This is a genomic window from Pseudomonas fluorescens, assembly GCF_900636825.1.
In the GTDB taxonomy this organism is placed as follows: Bacteria; Pseudomonadota; Gammaproteobacteria; order Pseudomonadales; family Pseudomonadaceae; genus Aquipseudomonas; species Aquipseudomonas fluorescens_BG.
On the sequence record NZ_LR134318.1, the window covers coordinates 206,598 to 228,468 of the forward strand.

Sequence of the window (21,871 nt, forward strand, 5' to 3'; positions counted from 1 at the left end):
TTTCACCATGTCGTCGATTCGCCGTTACGCTTTGGCCGCGCTGGCCAGTGCTGTGTTTGCCGGTTCTGCGGTTGCCAAGGATTACGAGCTGCTGAACGTGTCGTATGACCCGACCCGCGAGCTGTATCAGGAATACAACGCCGAATTCATCAAGTTCTGGCAGAAAGATCACGCCGGCGACAACGTGAAAATCCAGCAGTCTCACGGTGGTTCGGGCAAGCAGGGCCGTGCGGTAATCGACGGTCTGCGCGCTGACGTGGTGACCTTGGCCCTGGCCGGTGACATCGACGAAATCGCCAAACTCGGCAAAAGCCTGCCGGCCGACTGGCAGAAGCGTTTGCCGGAAGCGAGCACGCCGTACACTTCGACCATCGTGTTCCTGGTGCGCAAGGGCAACCCGAAAGGCATCAAGGACTGGGGTGATCTGGTCAAGAACGACGTCTCGGTGATCACGCCGAATCCGAAAACCTCAGGTGGCGCGCGCTGGAACTTCCTCGCGGCCTGGGCCTATGGCCTGAAGGCCAACGGCGGTGACGAAGCCAAAGCCAAAGAATACGTGCAAACCCTGTTCAAGCACGTGCCGATTCTCGACACCGGCGCCCGTGGTTCGACCATTACTTTCGTCAACAACGGCCAGGGCGATGTGTTGCTGGCTTGGGAAAACGAAGCGTTCCTGGCGCTGAAAGAAGACGGCGGCGCCGACAAGTTCGACATCGTCGTGCCGTCGCTGTCGATCCTCGCCGAACCGCCAGTGGCGGTGGTCGACAAGAATGCCGAGAAGAAGGGCAACGCGCAGATCGCCGAAGCCTATCTCAAGCATCTGTACAGCCCGGCCGGCCAGGAAATCGCTGCGAAGAACTTCTATCGTCCGCGCGACAAGGATGTAGCGGCCAAATACGCTCAGCAGTTTCCGAAACTGGAACTGGTGACCATCGACAAGGACTTTGGCGGCTGGAAATCTGCACAGCCGAAATTCTTTAACGATGGCGGCGTGTTCGACCAGATTTATCAGGCGCAGTAATCTGACTTCAGCCACACATCAAGCCTGAAGCCAGGCGCGGAAAATGTGGGAGCGAGCCTGCTCGCGGAAGCGCAGTGTCAGACGACCTGGAGTTGACTGATACTCCCCCTTCGCGAGCAGGCTCGCTCCCACATTGGTGCGTTCAGCGGATTGCTTATTAACCAAGGACTTTTATGTCGCGTCGTATCTCCCCCGTCATACCCGGCTTCGGGCTGACGCTGGGTTACACCTTGGTGTACCTCAGCCTGATTGTGCTTATTCCGCTGGCGGCGATGTTCGTCCACGCCGCCCAGCTGACCTGGGATCAGTTCTGGACGATCATCACCGCGCCGCGCGTGCTTGCCGCATTGAAACTGAGCTTTGGCACGGCGCTGTGCGCAGCGATCATCAACGGTATCATCGGTACGCTGCTGGCCTGGGTGCTGGTGCGCTACACCTTCCCCGGGCGCAAGATCATCGACGCGATGATCGATCTCCCCTTCGCCCTGCCGACCGCTGTGGCCGGTATCGCGCTGACCGCGCTGTACGCGCCGGCCGGCCTGGTCGGGCAGTTTGCTGCTGATCTCGGTTTCAAAATCGCTTACACCCCACTCGGCATCACGCTGGCGCTGACCTTCGTCACCTTGCCGTTTGTAGTGCGCACGGTGCAACCGGTGCTGGCCGACATTCCCCGTGAAGTCGAAGAAGCCGCCGCCTGCCTCGGTGCGAAGCCGTGGCAGGTGTTCCGCCACATCCTCGTACCCGCGCTGCTGCCAGCCTGGCTGACAGGTTTTGCCTTGGCGTTCGCGCGTGGTGTCGGCGAGTACGGTTCGGTGATTTTCATCGCTGGCAACATGCCGATGAAAACCGAGATCCTGCCGCTGCTGATCATGGTCAAACTCGACCAATACGATTACACCGGCGCCACCGCTATCGGCGTGCTGATGCTGGTGGTTTCCTTTGTCCTGTTGCTGCTGATCAATTTGCTGCAGCGGCGCATCGAAACCCCATAAGGAGGCGCGAACCATGTCCCAATCGTCTATTGCGGCCGCCTCTTCGGCCAACGCTGCACGCCGTGGCAGCGCCACTTCGCGCAGAGTTCTGATCGGTCTTGGCTGGCTGGTCTTTTTCCTGTTTCTGCTGCTGCCGTTGTTCATCGTCGTATCGCAGGGGTTGAAGAATGGGCTCGGTGCATTCTTCACCGCGATCTTTGAACCGGACGCACTGTCGGCATTGAAACTCACCGTGTTCGCGGTGCTGATTTCGGTGCCGCTGAACCTGGTGTTCGGCGTCAGCGCCGCGTGGTGCGTGAGCAAATACTCGTTTCGCGGCAAGAGCATGTTGGTGACATTGATCGACCTGCCGTTTTCGGTATCGCCGGTGATCGCCGGTCTGGTCTACGTGCTGATGTTCGGCGCCCAGGGCCTGTTCGGGCCGTGGTTGCAGGATCACGACATCCAGATCGTCTTCGCCCTGCCGGGCATCGTGCTGGCGACGATTTTCGTTACCGTACCGTTCGTGGCTCGTGAACTGATTCCGCTGATGCAGGAACAAGGCACCCAGGAGGAAGAAGCCGCGCGTCTGCTCGGGGCCAATGGCTGGCAGATGTTCTGGCACGTCACCGTGCCCAATATCAAGTGGGGCCTGATTTACGGCGTGGTGCTGTGTACCGCGCGGGCCATGGGTGAATTCGGTGCGGTGTCGGTGGTTTCAGGGCACATTCGCGGGGTGACCAACACCTTGCCGCTGCACGTCGAGATCCTCTACAACGAATACAACCACGTGGCCGCGTTCGCCGTGGCGAGCCTGTTGCTGATCCTGGCGCTCTTCATCCTGCTGCTCAAGCAGTGGAGCGAAAACCGTATCAACCGCCTGCGCGCCAGCGCCGCGGAGGAATAATTCATGTCGATCGAAGTGCGTAACGTCAGCAAGAATTTCAATGCGTTCAAGGCGCTGGACAACATCAGTCTGGACATCCAGAGCGGTGAGCTGGTGGCGCTACTTGGCCCGTCGGGCTGTGGCAAGACCACGTTGCTGCGGATTATTGCCGGTCTGGAAACCCCGGATCAGGGCAACATCGTGTTCCACGGTGAAGACGTTTCCGGCCACGACGTGCGTGATCGCAACGTCGGTTTCGTGTTCCAGCATTACGCCTTGTTCCGCCACATGACGGTGTTCGACAACGTCGCGTTCGGCCTGCGCATGAAACCGAAAAACCAGCGACCGAGCGAGAGCCAGATCGCGGCCAAGGTTCATGAACTGTTGAACATGGTGCAACTGGATTGGCTGTCGGATCGCTACCCGGAGCAGTTGTCCGGTGGTCAGCGTCAGCGAATTGCTCTGGCCCGTGCTTTGGCGGTCGAGCCGAAGGTGCTGCTGCTGGATGAGCCGTTCGGTGCGCTCGATGCCAAGGTGCGAAAAGAGCTGCGCCGCTGGCTGGCGCGTCTGCACGAAGACATCAACCTGACCTCGGTATTCGTGACCCACGATCAGGAAGAAGCGATGGAAGTCGCCGACCGCATCGTGGTGATGAACAAGGGCGTGATCGAGCAGATCGGTTCACCGGGCGATGTCTACGAAAACCCTGCCAGCGATTTCGTTTATCACTTCCTCGGCGACTCGAATCGCTTGCTGCTGAGCGACGACAACCATGTGCTGTTCCGTCCGCACGAAGTGTCGTTGTCCAAACATGAGCTGGAAGATCACCATGCTGCCGAGGTGCGCGATATCCGCCCTCTGGGCGCGACTACGCGGGTGACGCTGAAGGTCGAAGGACAAACTGATCTGATCGAAGCCGAAGTGGTGAAGGATCACGACAGCCTGATCGGCCTGGCCAAGGGTGAAACGCTGTTCTTCAAGCCGAAGGTCTGGCAGAAAGTCGCTAACCTCTAAAATCAAAAGATCGCAGCCTTCGGCACCTCCGACAGGGAAACGCATTCCAAAATGATCGTTCCCACGCAGAGCGTGGGAACGAGCGGATGTAGGAGCTGCCGCAGGCTGCGATCTTTCAAGCGGCCTAAGCCGCCGCCTTTCGATTCGGATTGACCCGAACCCCTCCCGCCCGTGCCTCGATCTGCTCTTTCAGCTCATGCCGCATCCCGAGCAAAAACGCCAACTCGGCCACGACAAACAACGGCCCGACAATCAGTCCACTGATGTCATCGACAAACGCCGGTTTGCGCCCTTCATAGTGGTGCCCGACAAACTGGATTACCCAGCCCACCACGAACATCGCCAGTCCGCTGCTCAGCCAGACCATCGTGCTCTGTTGCGCCAGCACGTGCCCGGCCCAGACGGATAAACCCATCAGTACCGTCATCAATACTCCAAGCTTCACCTCCAGACGCAAGTAAAACCACGCCGAGGCCAGCGCCAGCACCACGGCGGGAGATATCCACAACCCACCCAGCGACCATTGCGGCCGCGACAACAACACCGCCACAGCCACCACAATCAGCGGAATGCCGATAAAGTGGCTGGCGACGTTGCGTGGATCACGGTGGTAGGTGGCGTATTGACTGAGATGGTCGACGAGGCTTTTCATTGTTGTTCCTCCGGTAGGGTGATCGCATCATCCCTCGGGATCAGGGTTCGCTCTGTCAGGCAGACGACAATCCAGGAGTGTTTATGCACATACGTTCACGGCTGATGACCGGCCAGTGGTTCAGCCATCTGCCAGCATCCTTTCAGGATAGTCTGCTGGCGGCGGCCCGGGAGCGGAAGCTGACGGCGGGGCAGCGCTTGTTCCAGCGCGGCGATGCGCCGTGCGGCTTGTACGCAGTGCTCGACGGCGCAGTGCGTATCGGCGCGGTGAGCGAGCAGGGCAAGGAGGCGTTGCTGAGCCTGGTGGAAGCCCCGCACTGGTTCGGCGAAATCTGCCTGTTCGATGGCCAGCCGCGCACCCACGACGCCTATGCGGTGGGGCCATGCACGTTGCTGAATATTCCGCAGGCGGCGCTGCTCAAGTTGCTTGACGAGCAGCCCGTGTATTGGCGGCATCTGGCGCTGCTGATGAGCCACAAATTGCGCTTGGCATTCATCAGTCTCGAACAGCTGAGCCTGCTGCCGGCCCCGGCGCGTCTGGCCCATCGCTTGCTGATGATTGCCGAAGGCTACGGCGAACTCGACGCGCCACGCCGGGTGCTGCAACTGCCGCAGGAACAATTGGCGGCGATGCTGTCGCTGTCGCGGCAGACCACCAACCAGATCCTCAAGGATTTGCAGGGGCAGGGGATTATCGGACTCGGCTACGGCGAGATTGAAATTCTCGACGCTGCGCGATTGCGTGCCCTGGCCACGATCTGACAATGCACCCGAACCCTGTGGGAGCTGGCTTGCCAGCGATAGCGGTGGATCAGCCGACATCGATGTCTGCTGAACGGACGCCATCGCTGGCGAGCCAGCTCCCACAGGGTTTTCCACCGTCCACGATATCTCAGGCAAACCACAGAGCCTGTGGGAGTGGGGATCACGAACCGCGATAGGTCGAGAAACCGTACGGGCTCAGCAGCAGCGGGATGTGGTAGTGCTGGTCGGTCTGCTTGACCTGGAAGATCACCGGGATTTCCGGGAAGAACGTCTCGTGTTTGATCTTCTGGTAATACTCGCCAGTCTTGAACACCACGCGGTATTCACCTGCTTCAAAAGGCTGTTTTGCCGGGAATAGTTCGGCGATCCGCCCTTGTTCGTTGGTGGTGCCTTGGGCCAGTGGCTGCCAGTTTTCGCCGACGTGTTTTTCCAGGGTGACGTTGATGCCCGGTGACGGCAGGCCGTTTTCCAGGTTGAGCACGTGCACGCTCAGCGGATTGCCGGCGGCCAGCGCCAGGCTTGAGACAGCGCTCAGGCCAAGGGCGGCGAGAGTCATGCGCAGGGTGGTCATGGTGGATCTCCTTATTGGGAACGGGTGAGGGTCAGGCCGGCCTTGTCGGCGGCGGCCCGGGCGCAGTTTTCGTCTTGCTCGCCACCGCCGGAACCGGCCACGCCCATGGCGCCGACCAGTTCGCTGCCGGCGAACAACGGAATGCCGCCGCCCAGTAAAAGCAACTCGTCGAGGGTATTGAGGTTGGCGGTTTCCGGGTTGCTGCGGGCGCGCTCGGCGAACAGCCGCGTCGGCGTCTTGGTCGACAGCGCGGTGAAGGCTTTGCGTTGGCTGGCGGCGGTGTTGTGCGGGCCGACGCCGTCACCGCGCAGGGTTACCAGCAGGTTGCCGCCACGGTCGAGTACCGACACGGTGCCGGTGCAAGAGCTCATCGCTTTGTCGGCGAGCCAGCGTGCGGTTTTCAGATCGAGATCGGCGTGGCGCGGCAGGTCCGGCGTGGCGATAGCAGCGCCGCTGAGACCGAGCAGCAGGCTGGCGACGAGATATTTGACGGTCATGTGCAGGCTCCGAAAGGGAAGGTCTGCACCTTAACCGGCGCACTTCGTCAGAACCCCGTCAGGCGGATTACAAGTTTGTAATGGGCAACGGCGCCGAAGACGCCTAGCCTGTGTGCCTGATCAATCGAGGTGTGCCATGCGTTTGCTGGTCGTAGAAGATGAAGCCAAAACCGCAAATTTCCTCGCCAAGGGCTTGGGCGAGTCGGGTTTTGCGGTAGATGTGGCGCTCAATGGCCTCGATGGCCGCTATTTCATCGAGCAGCAGGAATACGACCTGATCATCCTCGACGTGATGCTTCCCGGCCTCAACGGCTGGCAATTGCTGCAACTGATCCGCCAGCGCGGCGCCACGCCGGTGCTGTTTCTGACTGCCAAGGACGCCATTGAAGACCGTGTACGTGGTCTGGAACTCGGTGCCGACGATTACCTGCTCAAGCCCTTCGCCTTCGCCGAACTGCTCGCGCGGGTGCGCACGCTGCTGCGGCGCGGGCCGATGCGCGAAGCCGAGTCCTACAGCATCGCCGACCTTGAAATCGATGTGCTCCGCCGCCGCGTCAGTCGCGGCGGCCAACGTATTGCGCTGACCAACAAGGAATTCGCTCTCTTGCAGCTGCTCGCCAGCCGCCAGGGCGAAGTCCTGTCGCGCACGCTGATCGCTTCGCAGGTGTGGAATCTTAATTTCGACAGCGACACCAACATGGTCGAGGTTGCCGTGCGTCGCCTGCGCGCCAAGGTCGACGACCCGTACATGCCAAAACTTATCCACACCGTGCGCGGCGTCGGTTATCAACTGGAAGCGCCGGACGATGTGGAGTAAATCGATCGCCTGGCGACTGGCGCTGGCTTTCGCCATGGTTTGCGCCTTGGTGTTGAGCGCAATCGGCGTGTTTCTCTATCGCTCGCTGGCTTCGGAGCTGGCCTTTCGCGACGATATGGCCCTGCTCGGTCGCCTTGAACAAGTGCGCGCCTTGCTCGCCGACAGCGACAGCCTCGATGCCTTGCAGGCGCGGCCTCGGCTTTACCAAAACATGCTCGGCAATCTCGACAGCCTGCTGCTGGTGCGCCGGGCCGATGGTTCCAGCGTGATCGCGATCAATCCGCGTCAGCGTGAATTGCCGGCCCTGAATGCGCTGCCGCGAGAACAGCTGCCGCAGCGCCGCGATGTGCTTACCTGGCAGGCCAGCGACGGCGCCGAACTGGCCTTGCTGTCCGGCCAGGCTCAAGGCCCCAATGGTGAAACCCTGACGGTGATTGCCGGCAAAGTGCTCAGCGAACGCGAGCAAATGCTCGGCAGTTATCGCCTGCGCTTGTACCTGTCCGTCGGTCTCGGCGCGCTGCTCGCATTCGCTTTGGGATTGCTCTTGCTGCGCCGCGGTCTGCAACCGTTGCGTCAACTGAGCGCGGCCGTGCGCAGCATCGATTTGCGCAGCCTCGATCGACGCCTGCCCGCAGAGGGCACGCCGAGCGAACTAGTTGAGCCGGTACAAGCGCTCAACGCCATGCTGGCGCGGCTGGACGACAGCGTGCAGCGCCTGTCGCAATTTTCCGCCGACCTCGCCCACGAAATCCGCACGCCGCTGCACACTCTGCTCGCCAGCAATGGTCAGGCGCTCAATCACCCGCGCAGCATGGCGGAATATCAGGAAGTGCTGGCCTCGAACATGGAAGAATTCGAACGGCTCAAGCGCATGGCGGAAAACTTGATGTTCCTCGCCCGCGGCGAACAGGCCGAACGTGCGCTCAACCTGCAAACGCTGGACCTGCGCAGCGTCGGCGACGAGCTCTGCGATTATTTCGAAGCCCTGGCGGACGACCGCGGCCTGCAATTGGAAAACCGGATGCACGGCGAGCTGTTCGCCGATCTGCAACTGCTGCAACGCGCCCTCGGCAACCTGTTGGCCAACGCCGTCCGCCACGCGACCCCCGGCACCCTGGTCAGCCTGCGCCGTCACGACGAACCGGGGATGTGCTGGCTGCAAGTGCACAACCACGGCCCGGTCATTGCGCCTGAGCATCTGGGCAAACTGTTCGATCGCTTTTATCGCGTCGATCCGTCGCGTGCGGAACCGGGGGATTCGGGCGGGTTGGGGTTGGCGATTGTGCAGTCGATCATGCAGTTGCATGGCGGGCAGGTGCGGGTCAGCAGTGATGCTAACGGCACCGTTTTCGAGCTGGGCTTTGCAGTGAATTAGAAAGCCTCTTCGCGGGCAAGCCCGCTCCCACAGGGTTTTGTGTTGGTCATAGCATTTGAGTCTTACCCGAAACCTGTGGGAGCGGGCTTGCCCGCGAAGAGGCCAGTCGATACACAGCAAATGCCGGATCAGTCAACGCAACTGATCCCGAAACTGCCCCGGCGTCATCCCCGTCCAGCGCTTGAATGCGCGGCTGAAGCTGCTGGTGTCGGCGAATCCCAGCAAATAGCTGATCTCGCTTAACGAGCACTGCGGATCACGCAGGTGCAGCAGGGCGAGGTTTTCGCGACTTTCGTTGAGCAGCGTGTCGAAGCGACAGCCCTCATCCGCCAGATGCCGTTGCAGACTGCGCAGGCTCAGGTGCAACGCCTGCGCAATGCGTTCGGCACTCGGTTCGCCTTCCGGCAATTGTTCTTCAATGGCATCGCGCACCTTGCGCTCCCAGGTCAGCGGTTTGAGCTGGGCGAGGGTGCGCTTGAGCACGGCTTCGTTGTGTTCGGCGAGTTCCGGGTTGGCGTCGTCGAGGTGGCTGTCGAAATCCGCGAGGGCGAACTCCAGGCGATCTTCGACACAGCCGAAATGCACCGGGGCGCGAAAGACCTTGTGCCATTGATGGGCGTCCGTCGGCTCCGGGCGGCGCAGGAACACGGCCAGCGGCGCGTAATCGCGGCCGAGGCGATTGCGGCAAGTTCGCACGTAGATCGCGGTGAATGCGTCGATGGCTTCGAAGGCCGGTGCCGGATTGCCTGACGGAATTTTCAGACGGAATTGATAGCGGTCGTCGCTGCGGCTCAGTTCCAGTTCCAGCGCATCGCTGACCACCGGGTGATAGCGCACGATGCGCTCGAACACTTCGCGCAAACTGCCGCTGGCCACCAACGCATAACCGAGCGCGTGGAACGTGGTCGGGCTGACGAAGCGCGATACGCGCAAGCCCAGCGCCGGGTCGCCACTGGCCTGAACGGCAATTTCCCAGAGACGCGTGGTGCCGGATAGCGGGTAGCGCGCGTTAGGGTCGTCCATCAGCGTCGGATCCAGCCCGGCCTGTTGGCACAGGGCAAAGCTGTCCAGCCCCAGCGCATCGAGTTGCTTGCGCAAGGCACGGGTCCAACTGGCGAGGGAGGTGGGTTCCTTCATGCTGATTGGCGCGTCCGGTCAACAGGTTGGCGTTCTCGGCTACCGCAATCGAAGCCATCGCGAGGCACGATGCGAACATCATAAACCCGAGGATGGAAGCATGGACGGTACTTCTGCAAGTCCCCAACGCCTGAATGCGGCGCAACGGTCAGCGCAGATTCGCGAGGTGGTGCTGGCCAAAGGCATGGAATTGCGCAAGCGCTACCCGATTCTTCAGCATCAGGATGCGCTGGGCGCAGGAATTCTAGCGTTTGCCCTGGCCGGAATGATCGGTTCGGCGGCTATGTACATCAGCGGTCATATGGCGTGGTGGGTGTGCCTGTTGCTCAACGCGTTTTTTGCTTCGCTGACCCACGAGCTGGAACATGATCTGATTCACAGCATGTATTTCCGCAAGCAACGCGTGCCGCACAATCTGATGATGGGCCTGGTCTGGCTGGCGCGGCCGAGCACGATCAATCCGTGGATCCGCCGTCATCTGCACCTCAATCATCACAAGGTGTCCGGCACCGAAGCCGATATGGAAGAACGCGCGATCACCAACGGCGAGCCGTGGGGATTTGCGCGGTTGCTGATGGTCGGTGACAACGTGATGTCTGCGTTTATTCGCATGCTTCGAGCCAAGACCTGGGCGCACAAATGGAGCATCGGTAAACGCGTTTTCAAGGTCTACGCGCCACTGGCGCTGCTGCATTGGGGCGCGTGGTATGTGTTTCTCGGGTTTCATGCGGCGAACGGCATCGCCTATCTGCTGGGCTCGCCGATCGAATGGTCAGCGACCACGTTGTCGGTGATGCAGGTGATCGATATCGCCGCCGTGGTGATCATCGGCCCGAACGTGCTGCGCACGTTTTGCCTGCACTTCGTCAGCTCGAACATGCATTACTACGGCGACATCGAGCCAGGTAATGTGCTGCAGCAATGTCAGGTGCTGAACCCATGGTGGCTGTGGCCGTTGCAGGCGTTTTGCTTCAACTTCGGCAGCAGCCACGGGATTCATCATTTCGTGGTGAAGGAACCCTTCTACATTCGCCAGATGACCGTGCCGGTGGCGCATAAGGTGATGCGCGAGATGGGGGTTCGGTTCAATGATTTCGGCACGTTTGGCCGGGCGAACCGGTTTGTGCGCAGAGATGAGGAAGTGGTGTCCGGGGAAGCGGTGGAGGCCTGACAGATACCCCTCACCCTAACCCTCTCCCAAGGGAGAGGGGACTGACCGAGCTGTTTAGGCTGGATGCATCGACCTGAAATTCCGAGCCGAGCTCAGGTTTGAAAAGCATGAAGATCCGCTCCCTTCCCCCTCTCCCTAAAGAAAGGGGACTGACCGAGCTGTTTATGCTGGATGCATCGACCTGAAATTTCGAGCCGAGCTCAGGTTTGAAAAGCATCAAGATCTGCTCCCTTTCCCCCCCTCCCTAAAGAGAGGGGACTGACCGAGCTGTTTATGCTGGATACATCGACCTGAACTTTCGAGCCGAGCTCAGGTTTGAAAAGCATAAAGATCTGCTCCCTTTCCCCCTCTCCTTAGGGAGAGGGCTGGGGTGAGGGGGGCTTTTGATCTTGCTTCAATCCGGCTGAAACGGCGAAGCACTAAGGATCACCCCGGTCTCTTCGACATACTGCTGCCAATGCCCGATCAGGTCAGTGAGCTTCTGCGGCTGACTCAACGCCAGATCATGAATCTCTCCCGGATCACTGCTCAAATCATACAGCTGCCAAGTTGCCGGCCCCACCGGTCCAGGAATCCATACCGCTTTCCACGATCCCTGCCGAATCGCCCGACGCCCAAACAATTCCCAACCGGTGACGGTGTGCTCGTCGTGCACCTGCGCCGTCTCGCCGGACAGAAAACCCAGCCACGACTTGCCGCGTAACGGCGCCACCGCTTTGCCTTTCCACTGTGTGCCCGGATGACGCACGCCGGCCAGATCGAGAATCGTCGGTGTGATGTCCATTACCGTGCCGAAACCATGGCTGATCTGCCCTTTGAGCGGCAGTTGCGGGTAGTGCAGCAACGCTGGCACGCGAATCCCGCCCTCGGTGGTGAACGCCTTGAACAGTCGCGACGGCGCGGTCGCCACCTGCGCCCAGTTCGGCCCGTACCAGACGTAGGAATTGGCCCGGCCAATGTTGTCCAGGCTGTTGTCGTAATGCTGGTTCAGGTAAGTCATCAGCTCCGGTCCGAACTTGGGGAAAGCTTCCAGCAGCGCACCTTCGGCACCGTTATCGGACATGAACAGAATGAACGTGTTGTCGAGTTGGCCTTGCTGGCGCAGATAATCGACGACCCTGCCGATGTTCCAGTCCATGCGCTCGACCATGGCCGCGTAGACCTCCATCGCCCGCGCGGAAATCTGCTTTTGCTCATCGCTCAACGCGTCCCACTGCGCGCTCAGCTGAATCAGCGGATGCGGCTCGACATCCGGCTCAATCAGGCCGAGGGCTTTGAGTTTTTCCAGGCGTTCAAGGCGCAGCACTTGCGGACCTGCGTCGTAGCGGCCACGGTATTTCTCGACAATATCGGCGGGCGCCTGCAACGGCCAATGCGGCGCGGAGAAAGGCAAATAAGCGAAGAACGGCCGGGTCTGATCGCGCTCCTTGAGGTATTGCAGCAGCTTGTCGCCGAAGGCGTCGGAGGAATAGAAATCCTGCGGCAACTCTTCGACGAACGTGTCGTTTTCGATGTACAACGCCGGGGTGGATTTCAGCAGCCCCGGCGTTTGCTCATCATAGGTTGGCTCGAAACCGTAGTGGTTGGCCGCGCCTGGCAGCAGCGAAAACGAGCGCTCGAAGCCCCGTGCATGGGGTGCCAGTTCGGCTGTCAGACCGAGGTGCCATTTGCCGCTCATCAATGTTTGATAGCCACCCTCGCGCAGCAGCTCAGGTAGCGCCACCACCCGATCATTGAGGTAGCCCTCGTAACCCGGTTTGCCGATCAGATCGGGCGTCAGCGCCTCGGCCATGGTGCCGATGCCAGCGATGTGATGGTCAGTGCCGGTCAGCAACATCGAACGGGTCGGCGAGCAGGTCGGTGCGGTATGAAAATCGGTCAGGCGCAGGCCATTGGTGGCCAGGGCATCGAGGTTCGGTGTAGCGATTTCGCCACCGAATGCGCCGATGTCGGAGAAGCCCAGATCGTCGGCCAGAATCACCAGAAAGTTGGGACGTTGCGGCATTGCGAAACTCCTGTTCAGCAGGCAATGAATGTCAGCGGCAGATCACGGATCTGCACCGGCACGCTCGGTTGGTAATGGTCATCACTGGTCAGTTCGTGGAGCAGTTCTTCGCGCAATTGGTGAAAGTCGAAACTGCTGCGCTGCCGCGGATGCGGCAGAGCGATATCGACCACCTGCTTGATCCGTCCCGGACGTGGCTCCATCACCACCACCCGGTCAGCGAGGAAGATCGCTTCCTCAACGTCGTGGGTGACAAGAATCGTGGTGATTTTCGCGCGCTCGCGGATTGCCAACAGCTCGTCCTGCATCTGCTGGCGGGTCAGCGCGTCGAGCGCCCCGAACGGCTCGTCGAGCAACAGAATTCGCGGGCTGGCGACCAGACCGCGAGCAATCGCCACGCGCTGCGCCATGCCACCGGAAAGCTGATGCGGATAGGCGCGTTTGAAGTCGCGCAGGCCGACGAGGTCGATGAAGTCGTCGATGCGTTTGTGTTTTTGCGCAGCGCTCAGCGGCTCGTTGACCAAGCCGAGGCCGATGTTGTCGGCGACGGTCAGCCATGGAAACAAGCGATGTTCCTGAAAGACGATGCCGCGCTCGCCGCCGATGCCGTGGACGGCTTTACCGTCGACACTGATCTGCCCGCGAAACTGCGTATCGAGGCCGACCAGCAAGCGCAGCAACGTCGATTTGCCGCAGCCGCTGGAACCGACGATGGCGACGAACTCGCCCTCGGCGATGTCCAGGTTGAATTCGCGAATCGCCTCCAGTTCGAAGCCGTCGACGGCGAATGATTTCCCTACGTGAGTGAAGCTGACAATGGGTGCGTTCATGCGTGTCTCCAGCGGGTCGCGCGGATTTCCAGGCGTTGGCCGATCAGGTTGAGCAGGGCGCCGGTCAGGCCGACGAGAAGCATGCCGGCCATGATCAAGTCCATGCGCAGCAGTTGTTGGGCGCCGATCATCTGGCTGCCGATGCCGCCATTGGACGGCATGAAATATTCGGCGCCGATGGTGCCGAGCCAGGCGTAGATCAGGCTCAGGCGCAGCCCGGCGAAAATGCCCGGCGCAGCGCCCGGCAGCACCAGGCGGCGCACGCGTTGGCCAAGGCTCAAGCGCAGAACTTGCGCGGCTTCTTTGAGCTGTGGCGAGAGGTGGGCAACGCTGCGTTGCGTGGCGATGAACAGCGGAAAAAACGCCGCGAGAGCTACGAACACCCATTTGGCCAATTCACCGAGACCGAACCACGCGGTGAGCAGGGGCACCCAGGCGAAGATCGCAATCTGACGCAGGGCTGCAAAGGTCGGCCCGAGCACGCGCTCGCTGATACGTGACAGACCCAGCAGTAAACCGAGCGCAAACCCGAGCCCGCCGCCCAACAGCAATCCGCCGAGGGTGCGGCCCAGGCTCAGGGCCATGCCGCTGATCAACGTGCCATCGAGCAGGCCATTGCTGGTCGCGGTCAGTACGGCCAGCGGACTCACCAGAATGTTGGCGTCGATCCACTGTTGTTCATTAGCCAATTGCCACAAAGCCAACAGGCTCAGTGGCAGCAGCCACGGTTGCAGACGCTGCCAGCCTTGATAACGCGGGCCACGGCGAATCTCAGCAGTGGGCGGATGGGGCCAGTGCACCAGTTTCCGGTCGAGCCATCCGATGCCGCGATCCATTACCACGCCGATCACACCAATCACCACGATGCACACGAATACGATGTCGAGCATGAACAGCTGGCGCGCCCAGACCATCAGATAGCCGATGCCTTCGCTGGACGCGAGCAGCTCGACCGCCAGCAACGACGTCCATCCCGCGGAGAGCGCCAGACGCACGCCAGCCATGAACGCGGGGAGCGCGGCGGGCAACACCAGGCGCCGGATCAGCAGGTACGAAGGCAGCCGCAGAACGGCGGCGGCTTCGCGTAATTTCGGCTGCGCATCACGAACGCCGACCAACGTGTGCAGGGTTACCGGCACCACGATGGCTTTGATCAGCACCACCAGTTTCAGCACTTCGCCGATGCCGAAAAACACCATGAACAACGGAATCCACGCCAGCGTCGGCACCTGCGCCAGGCCGGCAAAGGTCGGAAACACCAAGCGCTCCAGGCGAGGACTGAAACCCAGTACGGCGCCCAACAGCGCACCGGCCGAAACACCGCCGAGCAAGCCCCAAAACAAGCGCTGCAGACTGATCCACAAATGGCTCCACAACTCGCCTTGCGCCAGTTCAACGGCGCTGCTCCAGACCAGCGCCGGCGCGGGGAGAATCTGCTCGCTCATCCATAGATTGCGCGCAGCCAGCCACCACAGGGCGAACAGGCTCACGGGCATCAGCCAAGGCAACAGGCGCTGGTTGAGGCTGGGCCAGGCGCGCCGGGTCTTCACCACCGGTGCGGCCAGCGGCAGGCTAAGCAAGGATTGACGGGCCATGGGTGACCTCCGGTGTCGGGTTGGATCAAGATCAAAAGATCGCAGCCTTCGGCAGCTCCTACAGGGGCGAATGCGTCCTTGAATCCGCCCTGTAGGAGCTGCCGAAGGCTGCGATCTTTAGCGGTATCAGCTATCTACAAAAGGTTATAAAAAAGCCACGCAAATATGATTCAGAAGATAAGCGAAGCCATTTAAGGCCCGCGGCCCGTACGCATCCAATGCATTCGGAGAATATTTTCAATGCTGTTTATGCATATGCCGCTGCAAGCCCCGGCGGACCGCTCTTAGCGCAAAAAGCTATAAAAATGTGCGTTTATAGTATTTAAGTGAAGATGGTCGTTCAGCCTACCTTCGGCTCCTCAGCGATCAAGGAGCCCCACCCATGAACCTCCCCTTCAAACGCGTCATCAGCCTGTTGGCCGCTCCGGCGCTCGCCGGTTTTCTCGCGCTCTGCGCTCAGGCCGAAGAACTCAAGGAAATTCGCATCGCCGTGCCCGACCTGAGTGCCGGTACGCAAAACAGCGGTGGCGGCATTGTCGATGTACTGCGCGATCAACAGATTTTCGAGAAAGCCTTCGCCGAGCAGGGCATCAAGATTCAGTGGAGCTTCTTCAAGGGCGCCGGGCCGGTCATCAACGAGGCGTTTGCCAATGGCCAGGTCGACCTGGCATATCTGGGCGATCTGGCCGCGATCATCGGTAAATCCAACGGTCTCGATACGCGGCTGCTTAGCGCCACTGCTCGAGGCGTGAAGCAATATCTGGGCGTGGTGCCGGGGTCCGGAATCAAGACGCTGCAGGATCTGAAGGGCAAACGTGTGGCGATCTTCCGCGGCACCGCGACGCAGTTGTCATTCGATGCGGCGCTGGCCAGCCAGGGCCTGAGCGAAAAAGACGTGAAGGTCATCAATCTGGATTTCAACGCAGCGGTCTCGGCGCTAGCGGCCAAGCAGATCGATGCCTCGTGGGGCAGCTCTGGCTTGAGTGCCTTGCAGGTCAAGGGCCTGGCTGAGTTGCCACTGAACACCAAAGACCTCGGTGGCGCCGGCAGCGTGCAAGCGGTTTTGCTCGGCAATGGCGAGTTTGTCGACGCGCATCCCGACGTCATCGCGAAAGTGCTCAAGGCGCAGCAGCAGGCTGTGCAATGGCTGACCCAGGACAGCAACAAGCAAGCCTATGTGCAACTGGTGTCGGGCTTGGCGAGCTACCCGCCGGTGATTCTCACTCAGGATCTGAAAGACCAGAATCTGAGCGAGATTTTCCCATCGACACTGGATCCGGTGTTCCTCAGCAACCTGCAGGACAAAGTGGATCTGGCGGCGCAGCAGAAGCTGATTCGCAAACCTTTCAAGGTGAGTGATTGGGTGGCGCCTGAGTTGGCGGCGGCCAAGCTTTAAGGTACGCAGATTGTTCCCGCGCAGAGCGTGGGAACGATCACAGCTTTAAAGGCAAAAAGATCGCAGCCTTCGGCAGCTCCTACAGGGGTATGCGTCTTTCTGTAGGAGCTGCCGAAGGCTGCGATCTTTCAAAATTTCAAACAGCGACGCTGACGTCCTGCCGATCCACCGCCACCAACGTCTCGATCATCGCCCTCGCCGCTGGCGAGAGCCGAAACCCGGTGCGGCTGACGATCCCGCAACGTGCATTCATGCTCTCGAGGTTTTGCGGCAGATTGCGCCAGTGCAACAACACCAGCGAACCTTTGGCGATGTCCTCGACAAACGCCTCTTCCGTACCCACGCCTATCGCATTCGACTGCAACACCACCTTCACCAGCGCCGGGAAGTGTTCGGTCTCGATGGTCGGGGAAAAATCGATGCGCCCACTGAGATTTGCCAGCAGTTTACGAATGCCTGGCGGGATGCGCGTGGTCGCCAGCGGATAGTCAAACATGTCATTGGTCGACAGGCTTTCCTTGGCCAGCAACGGATGCCCCGGCCGGCAAAAAAACACCCCGCGCTTGGGCGTCAGCGCCTGCGTCTGAAAGTTGGGATCCGCCTCGAAATGACGGATGTCGGCGATGAAGAATTCGATCTCTTCACGGCTCAATGCTCGGCTGAGTTTTTCCCAGTTATCCACTTGGAAGCAGGTGCGCACTTTCGGGTGCGCATTGATGAATTGCGCCACCGCATCCGGCACCAGTTTGACCGCTGGCGCCGGACCGGAGCCGAAATGCACTTCCCCGGCATCAAGCTTGGTCATCTGTGTGACCTCGGCGCTGAGCATGGCCGCGCCTTGCACCAGACTCAAGGCATGTTGCAGCACCACCTGGCCTTCGGGCGTCGGGCGCAGATCCTTGTTGCCACGGTCCACCAGCACACAACCGAACTCTTGTTCCAGCCCCTGAATGCTGCGGCTGAAGGCCGGTTGAGTGATGCCCATGGCATCTGCCGCGCGAACAAAACTGCGGTGTTCATTGAGGGCGATGAAGTAACGCAACTGGCGAAGATCCATATGCTTTTCCGGCATCCTAAAAATAGCTCGAAGGCATTTGCGACGAGGGTTCTCTGAGGTTTTAAATGCAAGCTCTTATTCCGTCAACGAAGCATGCGTATATCTGTTAGATGTAAAAGATATATAGATAGAGCGTTGTTTCGCTGCGGCCCAACCGTAAGCAGTCCGATGAGGGTCTACCCATGAGCAATGCCGCACTCGCCGTAAAACCCGCTGTCCACGCGCTGGACATCCATCCGGTAGCCGGTCGTATCGGCGCCGAAATCCGTGGCGTTCACCTGTCCGGTGATCTTGACGCTGCCACGGTCGAAGCCATCCAACAGGCACTGGTGCAGTACAAGGTGGTGTTCTTTCGCGAACAGACCCAACTCGACGACCAGCGTCAGGAGGCTTTCGCCCATTTGCTCGGCGAGCCCGTGGCGCATCCAACTGTGCCTTCGCGCGAAGGCACCCGTTATTTGCTGGAGCTGGACGGTGCCGAAGGTCAGCGCGCCAATTCCTGGCACACCGACGTGACCTTCGTCGATGCCTACCCGAAAGCCTCGATCCTGCGCTCGGTGGTGGCCCCGGCATTCGGCGGTGACACGCTCTGGGCCAACACCGCCACCGCCTACAACGGCTTGCCGACCGAACTGCGGGAACTGGCGGACAAACTGATCGCCGTGCACAGCAATGAATACGACTACGCCAGCGCGAAACCGGACGTCTCGGCAGAGAAGCTCGAACGCTATCGCAAGGTCTTCACCTCGACGGTTTACGAGACCGAGCACCCAGTGGTGCGCGTGCATCCGATCAGCGGCGAAAAGAGTTTGCTGCTGGGCCATTTCGTCAAACGCATCAAGGGGTATTCGCAGGCGGATTCGGCGCACCTGTTCGGCTTGTTGCAAAGCCATGTGATCCGCCAGGAAAACACCGTGCGCTGGCGCTGGCAGGCCGGCGATGTGGCGATCTGGGATAACCGCTCGACGCAGCATTATGCGATTGATGATTACGGGACTCAGGATCGGGTGGTGCGTCGGGTGACATTGAAGGGCGAAGTGCCGGTTGGCGCTAATGGGCAACGCAGTCAAACCATCAAAGGTCTGGATATCGTCGGCGTCTGATCGGGACCCATCGCTAGCAGGGCTAGCTCCCACATGGATTTGCGTCGAACACAAAGGATGTGATCGACGCGAGACCCTGTGGGAGCGAGCCTGCTCGCGAAGGGCTTTCACCACACTCCGATCTGGACGACTTTCTCGGTCTCCGGCTCACCATACCGAAACCGCTGCCCACGCAAATCAATCTCCTGATGACTGATCGTGGTCCGCCGCTTCAACCCGCGCAGCCACTCAAAAAGATATCCCGCATGTTCCTCGCGCACCGCCGCGTAGGCCGGGTCCTCACCCAGATCACGCAACTCCTGCGGATCATTGAGCAGATCGAACAGCTGCGGTCGGAAACCATCGTACGCCAGGTATTTCCAGCGCTCGCTGCGCACCATGGTCATGCGACAACGGTCGATCGGTTGGCCCAGTCGCTCGCGCGCCGGGGCTTGAAAGGCGTAGTCGTACTCGCTGATCGCATAGCGGCGCCAATCGGGGTTTTCCCCATGCAGAAGCGGGATCAGCGAGCGTCCTTCAAGCCTGTGGTCCGCGTTTGGTAATCCCAGCGCCTGCAGAAATGTGGGCAACGCATCGATGGTCTCCGTCAGTCGACCATCGACAGTGCCACGGGTGGCATCCGCCGCTTTCCGAGGATCACGCACGATCAACGGCACACCCACCGCTTGCTCCAGCAAAAACTCTTTTTCCCCCAGCCAGTGATCGCCGAGAAAGTCGCCGTGGTCGCTGGTGAACACGATCAGCGTGTCATCCCAGCGGCCATTGCTTTGCAGAAAATCGAACAGCCGCCCCAACTGATCATCCACTTGCTTGATCAGCCCCATGTAGGTGGGGATTACAGTCAATCGTACTGAATCGCGGGAGAAGTTAAGGCTTTCCTCATGTTGGCGAAAGGCAATGTATACGGGGTGCTGGCTGGCTTCGGAGGGCGTCGCGCGGACCGGTTCGAGAATCGATTTCGTACTGTACAAGGCGTGGTATGGCGCTGGTACGATGTAAGGCCAGTGCGGTTTGATGTACGAAAGGTGTAAACACCAGGATTTGTCGCCTTGTTCGGTGATGAAGTCGATGGCGCGATTTGTAGTGTAGACAGTCTCTGAGTGTTGCTCGGGAATTCGTGCTGGCAAATTCGCATGACGCATTTTCCAGCCGCTGAGTATTTCGCCGTTCTCGCCTTCAGCGGCGTTGGCCCAGTCGTGCCAGGGGTTACGGCCTTCGAAACCGTGTTCGCGCAGGTAATGGGTGTAGGGCGCGGCTTCACGTTTGTCATCGAACAGCGGGTCGTCGGGGTAGATCCCGTCGTGACGCAGGTAGGGTTCGAAGCCGACCTCGTTGAAAACTTCGGCCTGTTCGCTTTCAGGGTTGATCGCCATGCGTTGCAGCGCATCGACATTGGCAGTCGCGTGGGTTTTGCCGACCAGCGCAGTGCGGATGCCATACGGGCGCAGGTAATCGCCGATGGTCAGTTCTTCGAGCGGTAACGGCACCGCGTTCCAGGTCACTTGATGGCTGCTGACATAGCGCCCGGTATAGGCCGACATCCGCGAGGGGCCGCAAATCGTGCCTTGGGTATAAGCACGGCTGAAGCGCACACCGGCGGCGGCCAGGCGATCGATGTTCGGCGTGTGCAAATACGGGTGGCCGTAGCAGGACAGATAATCGCGGCGCAATTGATCGCACATGATGTACAGGACATTGCGCACAGGGTTGGACGGGGCGGGCATGGGGTTCACCGGTCAGTGGGACAGGCGAGAGTTTTCGCTTTCGGTGGAGGTGTTCGGCAAGTGCATTTGGGGAATGGGTTTTATGCAGGGAATGCATCGCTGCCTGCACCGGCCTGATCGCCAGCAGGGCTGGCTCCCACAATGGATATCAGTGATCGACGCCGAACCTGTGGGAGCCAGCCCTGCTGGCGATAGAGGTAGGTCAGACAGCCAGTCCATCCAGTGAACACACCGCTTCATCCACCGCATCAATCGCTTTGATCTGCTCAATCATCGCTTCAGCCAGGGGCGACAACCGATACCCCGCGCGGCTGACAATCCCGTAGCGCGTATACAGCTCCTCGAGATCATCAGCCAAGCCTTCAATCGTCAGGCACACCAACTCGCCCTTGGCCAAATGCAATGCGTCGGAGTAAGCGCCGACAATCCCGATCGCCTCCGAACGCAGCACCACGCTCAACAGGCTCGAACCGTTTTCGCACTCTACGTTCGGAGTGAAATCCGGACGCCCACTCAGGTCGACAATGACCTTGCGCAGGTTCGGCGGGCGGATGCTCACCGCCATCGGATAACTCATCAATTGCTCGGCGCTGACTCGCTCAAACGCCGTCAGCGGATGCCCTGCACGGCAGCAAAAATGCCATTTTCGTGGGCGCAAGCGGTACGTCAGGTAATCCGGATCCGCTTCGAACTGGCGGGTGTCAGCGACGAAGAATTCAAACTCCTCGCTGAGCAGTCGCCGGCTCAGACTTTGCCAATCATCGACCTGAAACTGCACCCGGGCTTTCGGATAACGACCGATGAAGCTGCCAATCGCGCGCGGAATCAATCCCGCCGCCGGCGCGGGCCCGCAACCGAAGCGCAGCTCCCCGGCTTCCAGACCATTGAACTGACTGATCTCGTTGGCCATTTGCTGCGCACCACTGACCAGTCGCCGCGCATGTTCAAGCAGCACCTGACCCTGTTTGGTCGGCGGTAATTCTTTGCGCCCACGGTCGACCAACTGACAGCCGACGCTGTGTTCCAGCGCTTGAATACTGCGACTGAATGCCGACTGCGACAGGTTCACCGCCTGCGCGCCAGCGACGAAGCTGCGCTGTTCAGCCAAGGCGATGAAGTGACGAAGTTGCCGCAAGTCGATATGCATTTTTCACATAAAAAATATCCGGGAAATGCATTGGATATGCATTAGGTCGACTCCTTATAAAGGCAATCTCTTATGCAGTAAATATTTGTAAATCCATAAATAAATAACTTAAAAGAATATGCAGCGCTAAGGATGTCT

General features: G+C 60.0%; 20 protein-coding genes. 10 read left to right on the plus strand and 10 right to left on the minus strand.

What is annotated here, in order from left to right; genetic code table 11:
* The first annotated feature begins 7 nt into the window (after window positions 1-7).
* The 4 genes from EL257_RS00920 to EL257_RS00935 all read left to right on the plus strand — a co-directional run bounded on the left by EL257_RS00920 (window position 8) and on the right by EL257_RS00935 (window position 3,892).
* Complete coding sequence (locus EL257_RS00920) at window positions 8-1,021, plus strand: sulfate ABC transporter substrate-binding protein (protein ID WP_126358987.1); 1,014 nt, start codon at window positions 8-10, stop codon at window positions 1,019-1,021.
* Between the two features lie 173 nt (window positions 1,022-1,194).
* Entirely contained in the window at window positions 1,195-2,013 is an 819-nt protein-coding gene (cysT, locus tag EL257_RS00925; RefSeq protein ID WP_126358989.1) for a sulfate ABC transporter permease subunit CysT, read from the plus strand.
* Window positions 2,014-2,026: 13 nt separating this feature from the next.
* Window positions 2,027-2,899, plus strand: coding sequence for a sulfate ABC transporter permease subunit CysW (gene cysW, locus EL257_RS00930; RefSeq protein ID WP_108224225.1), 873 nt, complete (start codon window positions 2,027-2,029; stop codon window positions 2,897-2,899).
* A gap of 3 nt (window positions 2,900-2,902) precedes the next feature.
* Window positions 2,903-3,892 (plus strand): sulfate/molybdate ABC transporter ATP-binding protein, encoded by a 990-nt coding sequence (locus EL257_RS00935; RefSeq protein WP_126358991.1) that lies wholly within the window; start codon window positions 2,903-2,905, stop codon window positions 3,890-3,892.
* A gap of 124 nt (window positions 3,893-4,016) precedes the next feature.
* Here EL257_RS00935 and EL257_RS00940 read toward each other — a convergent pair whose 3' ends face one another.
* Window positions 4,017-4,544: a DUF962 domain-containing protein gene (locus tag EL257_RS00940; RefSeq protein WP_126358993.1), complete on the minus strand. Its 528-nt coding sequence runs from the start codon at window positions 4,542-4,544 to the stop codon at window positions 4,017-4,019.
* Between the two features lie 83 nt (window positions 4,545-4,627).
* On the opposite strand from EL257_RS00940, the gene EL257_RS00945 reads away from it, so the two are divergent.
* On the plus strand, window positions 4,628-5,305 hold the full coding sequence (locus EL257_RS00945; protein WP_126358995.1) for a Crp/Fnr family transcriptional regulator: 678 nt from the start codon (window positions 4,628-4,630) through the stop codon (window positions 5,303-5,305).
* Window positions 5,306-5,468: 163 nt separating this feature from the next.
* On the opposite strand, the gene uraH is transcribed toward EL257_RS00945, so the two are convergent.
* Window positions 5,469-5,879: a hydroxyisourate hydrolase gene (gene uraH, locus EL257_RS00950; RefSeq protein ID WP_042610175.1), complete on the minus strand. Its 411-nt coding sequence runs from the start codon at window positions 5,877-5,879 to the stop codon at window positions 5,469-5,471.
* An 11-nt stretch (window positions 5,880-5,890) separates the two neighbouring features.
* On the minus strand, window positions 5,891-6,376 hold the full coding sequence (locus EL257_RS00955; protein ID WP_126358998.1) for a GlcG/HbpS family heme-binding protein: 486 nt from the start codon (window positions 6,374-6,376) through the stop codon (window positions 5,891-5,893).
* 136 nt (window positions 6,377-6,512) lie between these two features.
* Here EL257_RS00955 and EL257_RS00960 point away from each other — a divergent pair, with 136 nt between their 5' ends.
* Together EL257_RS00960 and EL257_RS00965 are read left to right on the plus strand one after the other, a co-directional pair.
* Window positions 6,513-7,193: a heavy metal response regulator transcription factor gene (locus EL257_RS00960; protein ID WP_041477440.1), complete on the plus strand. Its 681-nt coding sequence runs from the start codon at window positions 6,513-6,515 to the stop codon at window positions 7,191-7,193.
* Complete coding sequence (locus EL257_RS00965) at window positions 7,183-8,568, plus strand: heavy metal sensor histidine kinase (RefSeq protein ID WP_126359000.1); 1,386 nt, start codon at window positions 7,183-7,185, stop codon at window positions 8,566-8,568. Before EL257_RS00960 ends, EL257_RS00965 begins: the two co-directional genes overlap by 11 nt.
* A 132-nt stretch (window positions 8,569-8,700) precedes the next feature.
* Here the strand turns inward: EL257_RS00965 and EL257_RS00970 are convergent, their stop codons facing one another.
* Window positions 8,701-9,705 (minus strand): AraC family transcriptional regulator, encoded by a 1,005-nt coding sequence (locus tag EL257_RS00970; RefSeq protein ID WP_126359002.1) that lies wholly within the window; start codon window positions 9,703-9,705, stop codon window positions 8,701-8,703.
* Between the two features lie 100 nt (window positions 9,706-9,805).
* Between EL257_RS00970 and EL257_RS00975 the strand changes: the two genes are divergently transcribed.
* Window positions 9,806-10,876 carry a fatty acid desaturase gene (locus tag EL257_RS00975; protein WP_126359004.1) on the plus strand — a complete coding sequence of 357 codons (1,071 nt, stop codon included), beginning with the start codon at window positions 9,806-9,808 and terminating at the stop codon, window positions 10,874-10,876.
* Window positions 10,877-11,270: 394 nt separating this feature from the next.
* Here EL257_RS00975 and EL257_RS00980 read toward each other — a convergent pair whose 3' ends face one another.
* Genes EL257_RS00980 through EL257_RS00990 form a run of 3 tightly spaced genes read right to left on the minus strand, consistent with a single transcriptional unit; the run spans window position 11,271 to window position 15,306 of the window.
* On the minus strand, window positions 11,271-12,881 hold the full coding sequence (locus tag EL257_RS00980) for an arylsulfatase (RefSeq protein ID WP_126359006.1): 1,611 nt from the start codon (window positions 12,879-12,881) through the stop codon (window positions 11,271-11,273).
* Window positions 12,882-12,895: 14 nt separating this feature from the next.
* Window positions 12,896-13,711, minus strand: coding sequence for an ABC transporter ATP-binding protein (locus tag EL257_RS00985; RefSeq protein ID WP_126359008.1), 816 nt, complete (start codon window positions 13,709-13,711; stop codon window positions 12,896-12,898).
* The gene (locus EL257_RS00990; protein WP_126359010.1) at window positions 13,708-15,306 is read right to left on the minus strand and encodes an ABC transporter permease; all 1,599 of its coding nucleotides are present in this window, start codon (window positions 15,304-15,306) and stop codon (window positions 13,708-13,710) included. Before EL257_RS00990 ends, EL257_RS00985 begins: the two co-directional genes overlap by 4 nt.
* Before the next feature lie 382 nt (window positions 15,307-15,688).
* Between EL257_RS00990 and EL257_RS00995 the strand changes: the two genes are divergently transcribed.
* Window positions 15,689-16,702: an ABC transporter substrate-binding protein gene (locus EL257_RS00995; protein WP_126359012.1), complete on the plus strand. Its 1,014-nt coding sequence runs from the start codon at window positions 15,689-15,691 to the stop codon at window positions 16,700-16,702.
* A gap of 136 nt (window positions 16,703-16,838) precedes the next feature.
* Here the strand turns inward: EL257_RS00995 and EL257_RS01000 are convergent, their stop codons facing one another.
* The gene (locus EL257_RS01000) at window positions 16,839-17,759 is read right to left on the minus strand and encodes a LysR family transcriptional regulator (RefSeq protein ID WP_126359014.1); all 921 of its coding nucleotides are present in this window, start codon (window positions 17,757-17,759) and stop codon (window positions 16,839-16,841) included.
* A gap of 182 nt (window positions 17,760-17,941) precedes the next feature.
* Between EL257_RS01000 and EL257_RS01005 the strand changes: the two genes are divergently transcribed.
* Window positions 17,942-18,862 (plus strand): TauD/TfdA dioxygenase family protein, encoded by a 921-nt coding sequence (locus EL257_RS01005; RefSeq protein WP_126359016.1) that lies wholly within the window; start codon window positions 17,942-17,944, stop codon window positions 18,860-18,862.
* 107 nt (window positions 18,863-18,969) lie between these two features.
* Here EL257_RS01005 and EL257_RS01010 read toward each other — a convergent pair whose 3' ends face one another.
* Both EL257_RS01010 and EL257_RS01015 read right to left on the minus strand, forming a co-directional pair.
* A complete protein-coding gene (locus EL257_RS01010; RefSeq protein WP_126359018.1) occupies window positions 18,970-20,586 on the minus strand; it encodes an alkaline phosphatase family protein in 1,617 nt (538 codons plus the stop codon).
* A 202-nt stretch (window positions 20,587-20,788) separates the two neighbouring features.
* On the minus strand, window positions 20,789-21,733 hold the full coding sequence (locus EL257_RS01015; RefSeq protein ID WP_126359020.1) for a LysR family transcriptional regulator: 945 nt from the start codon (window positions 21,731-21,733) through the stop codon (window positions 20,789-20,791).
* Window positions 21,734-21,871: the final 138 nt, after the last annotated feature.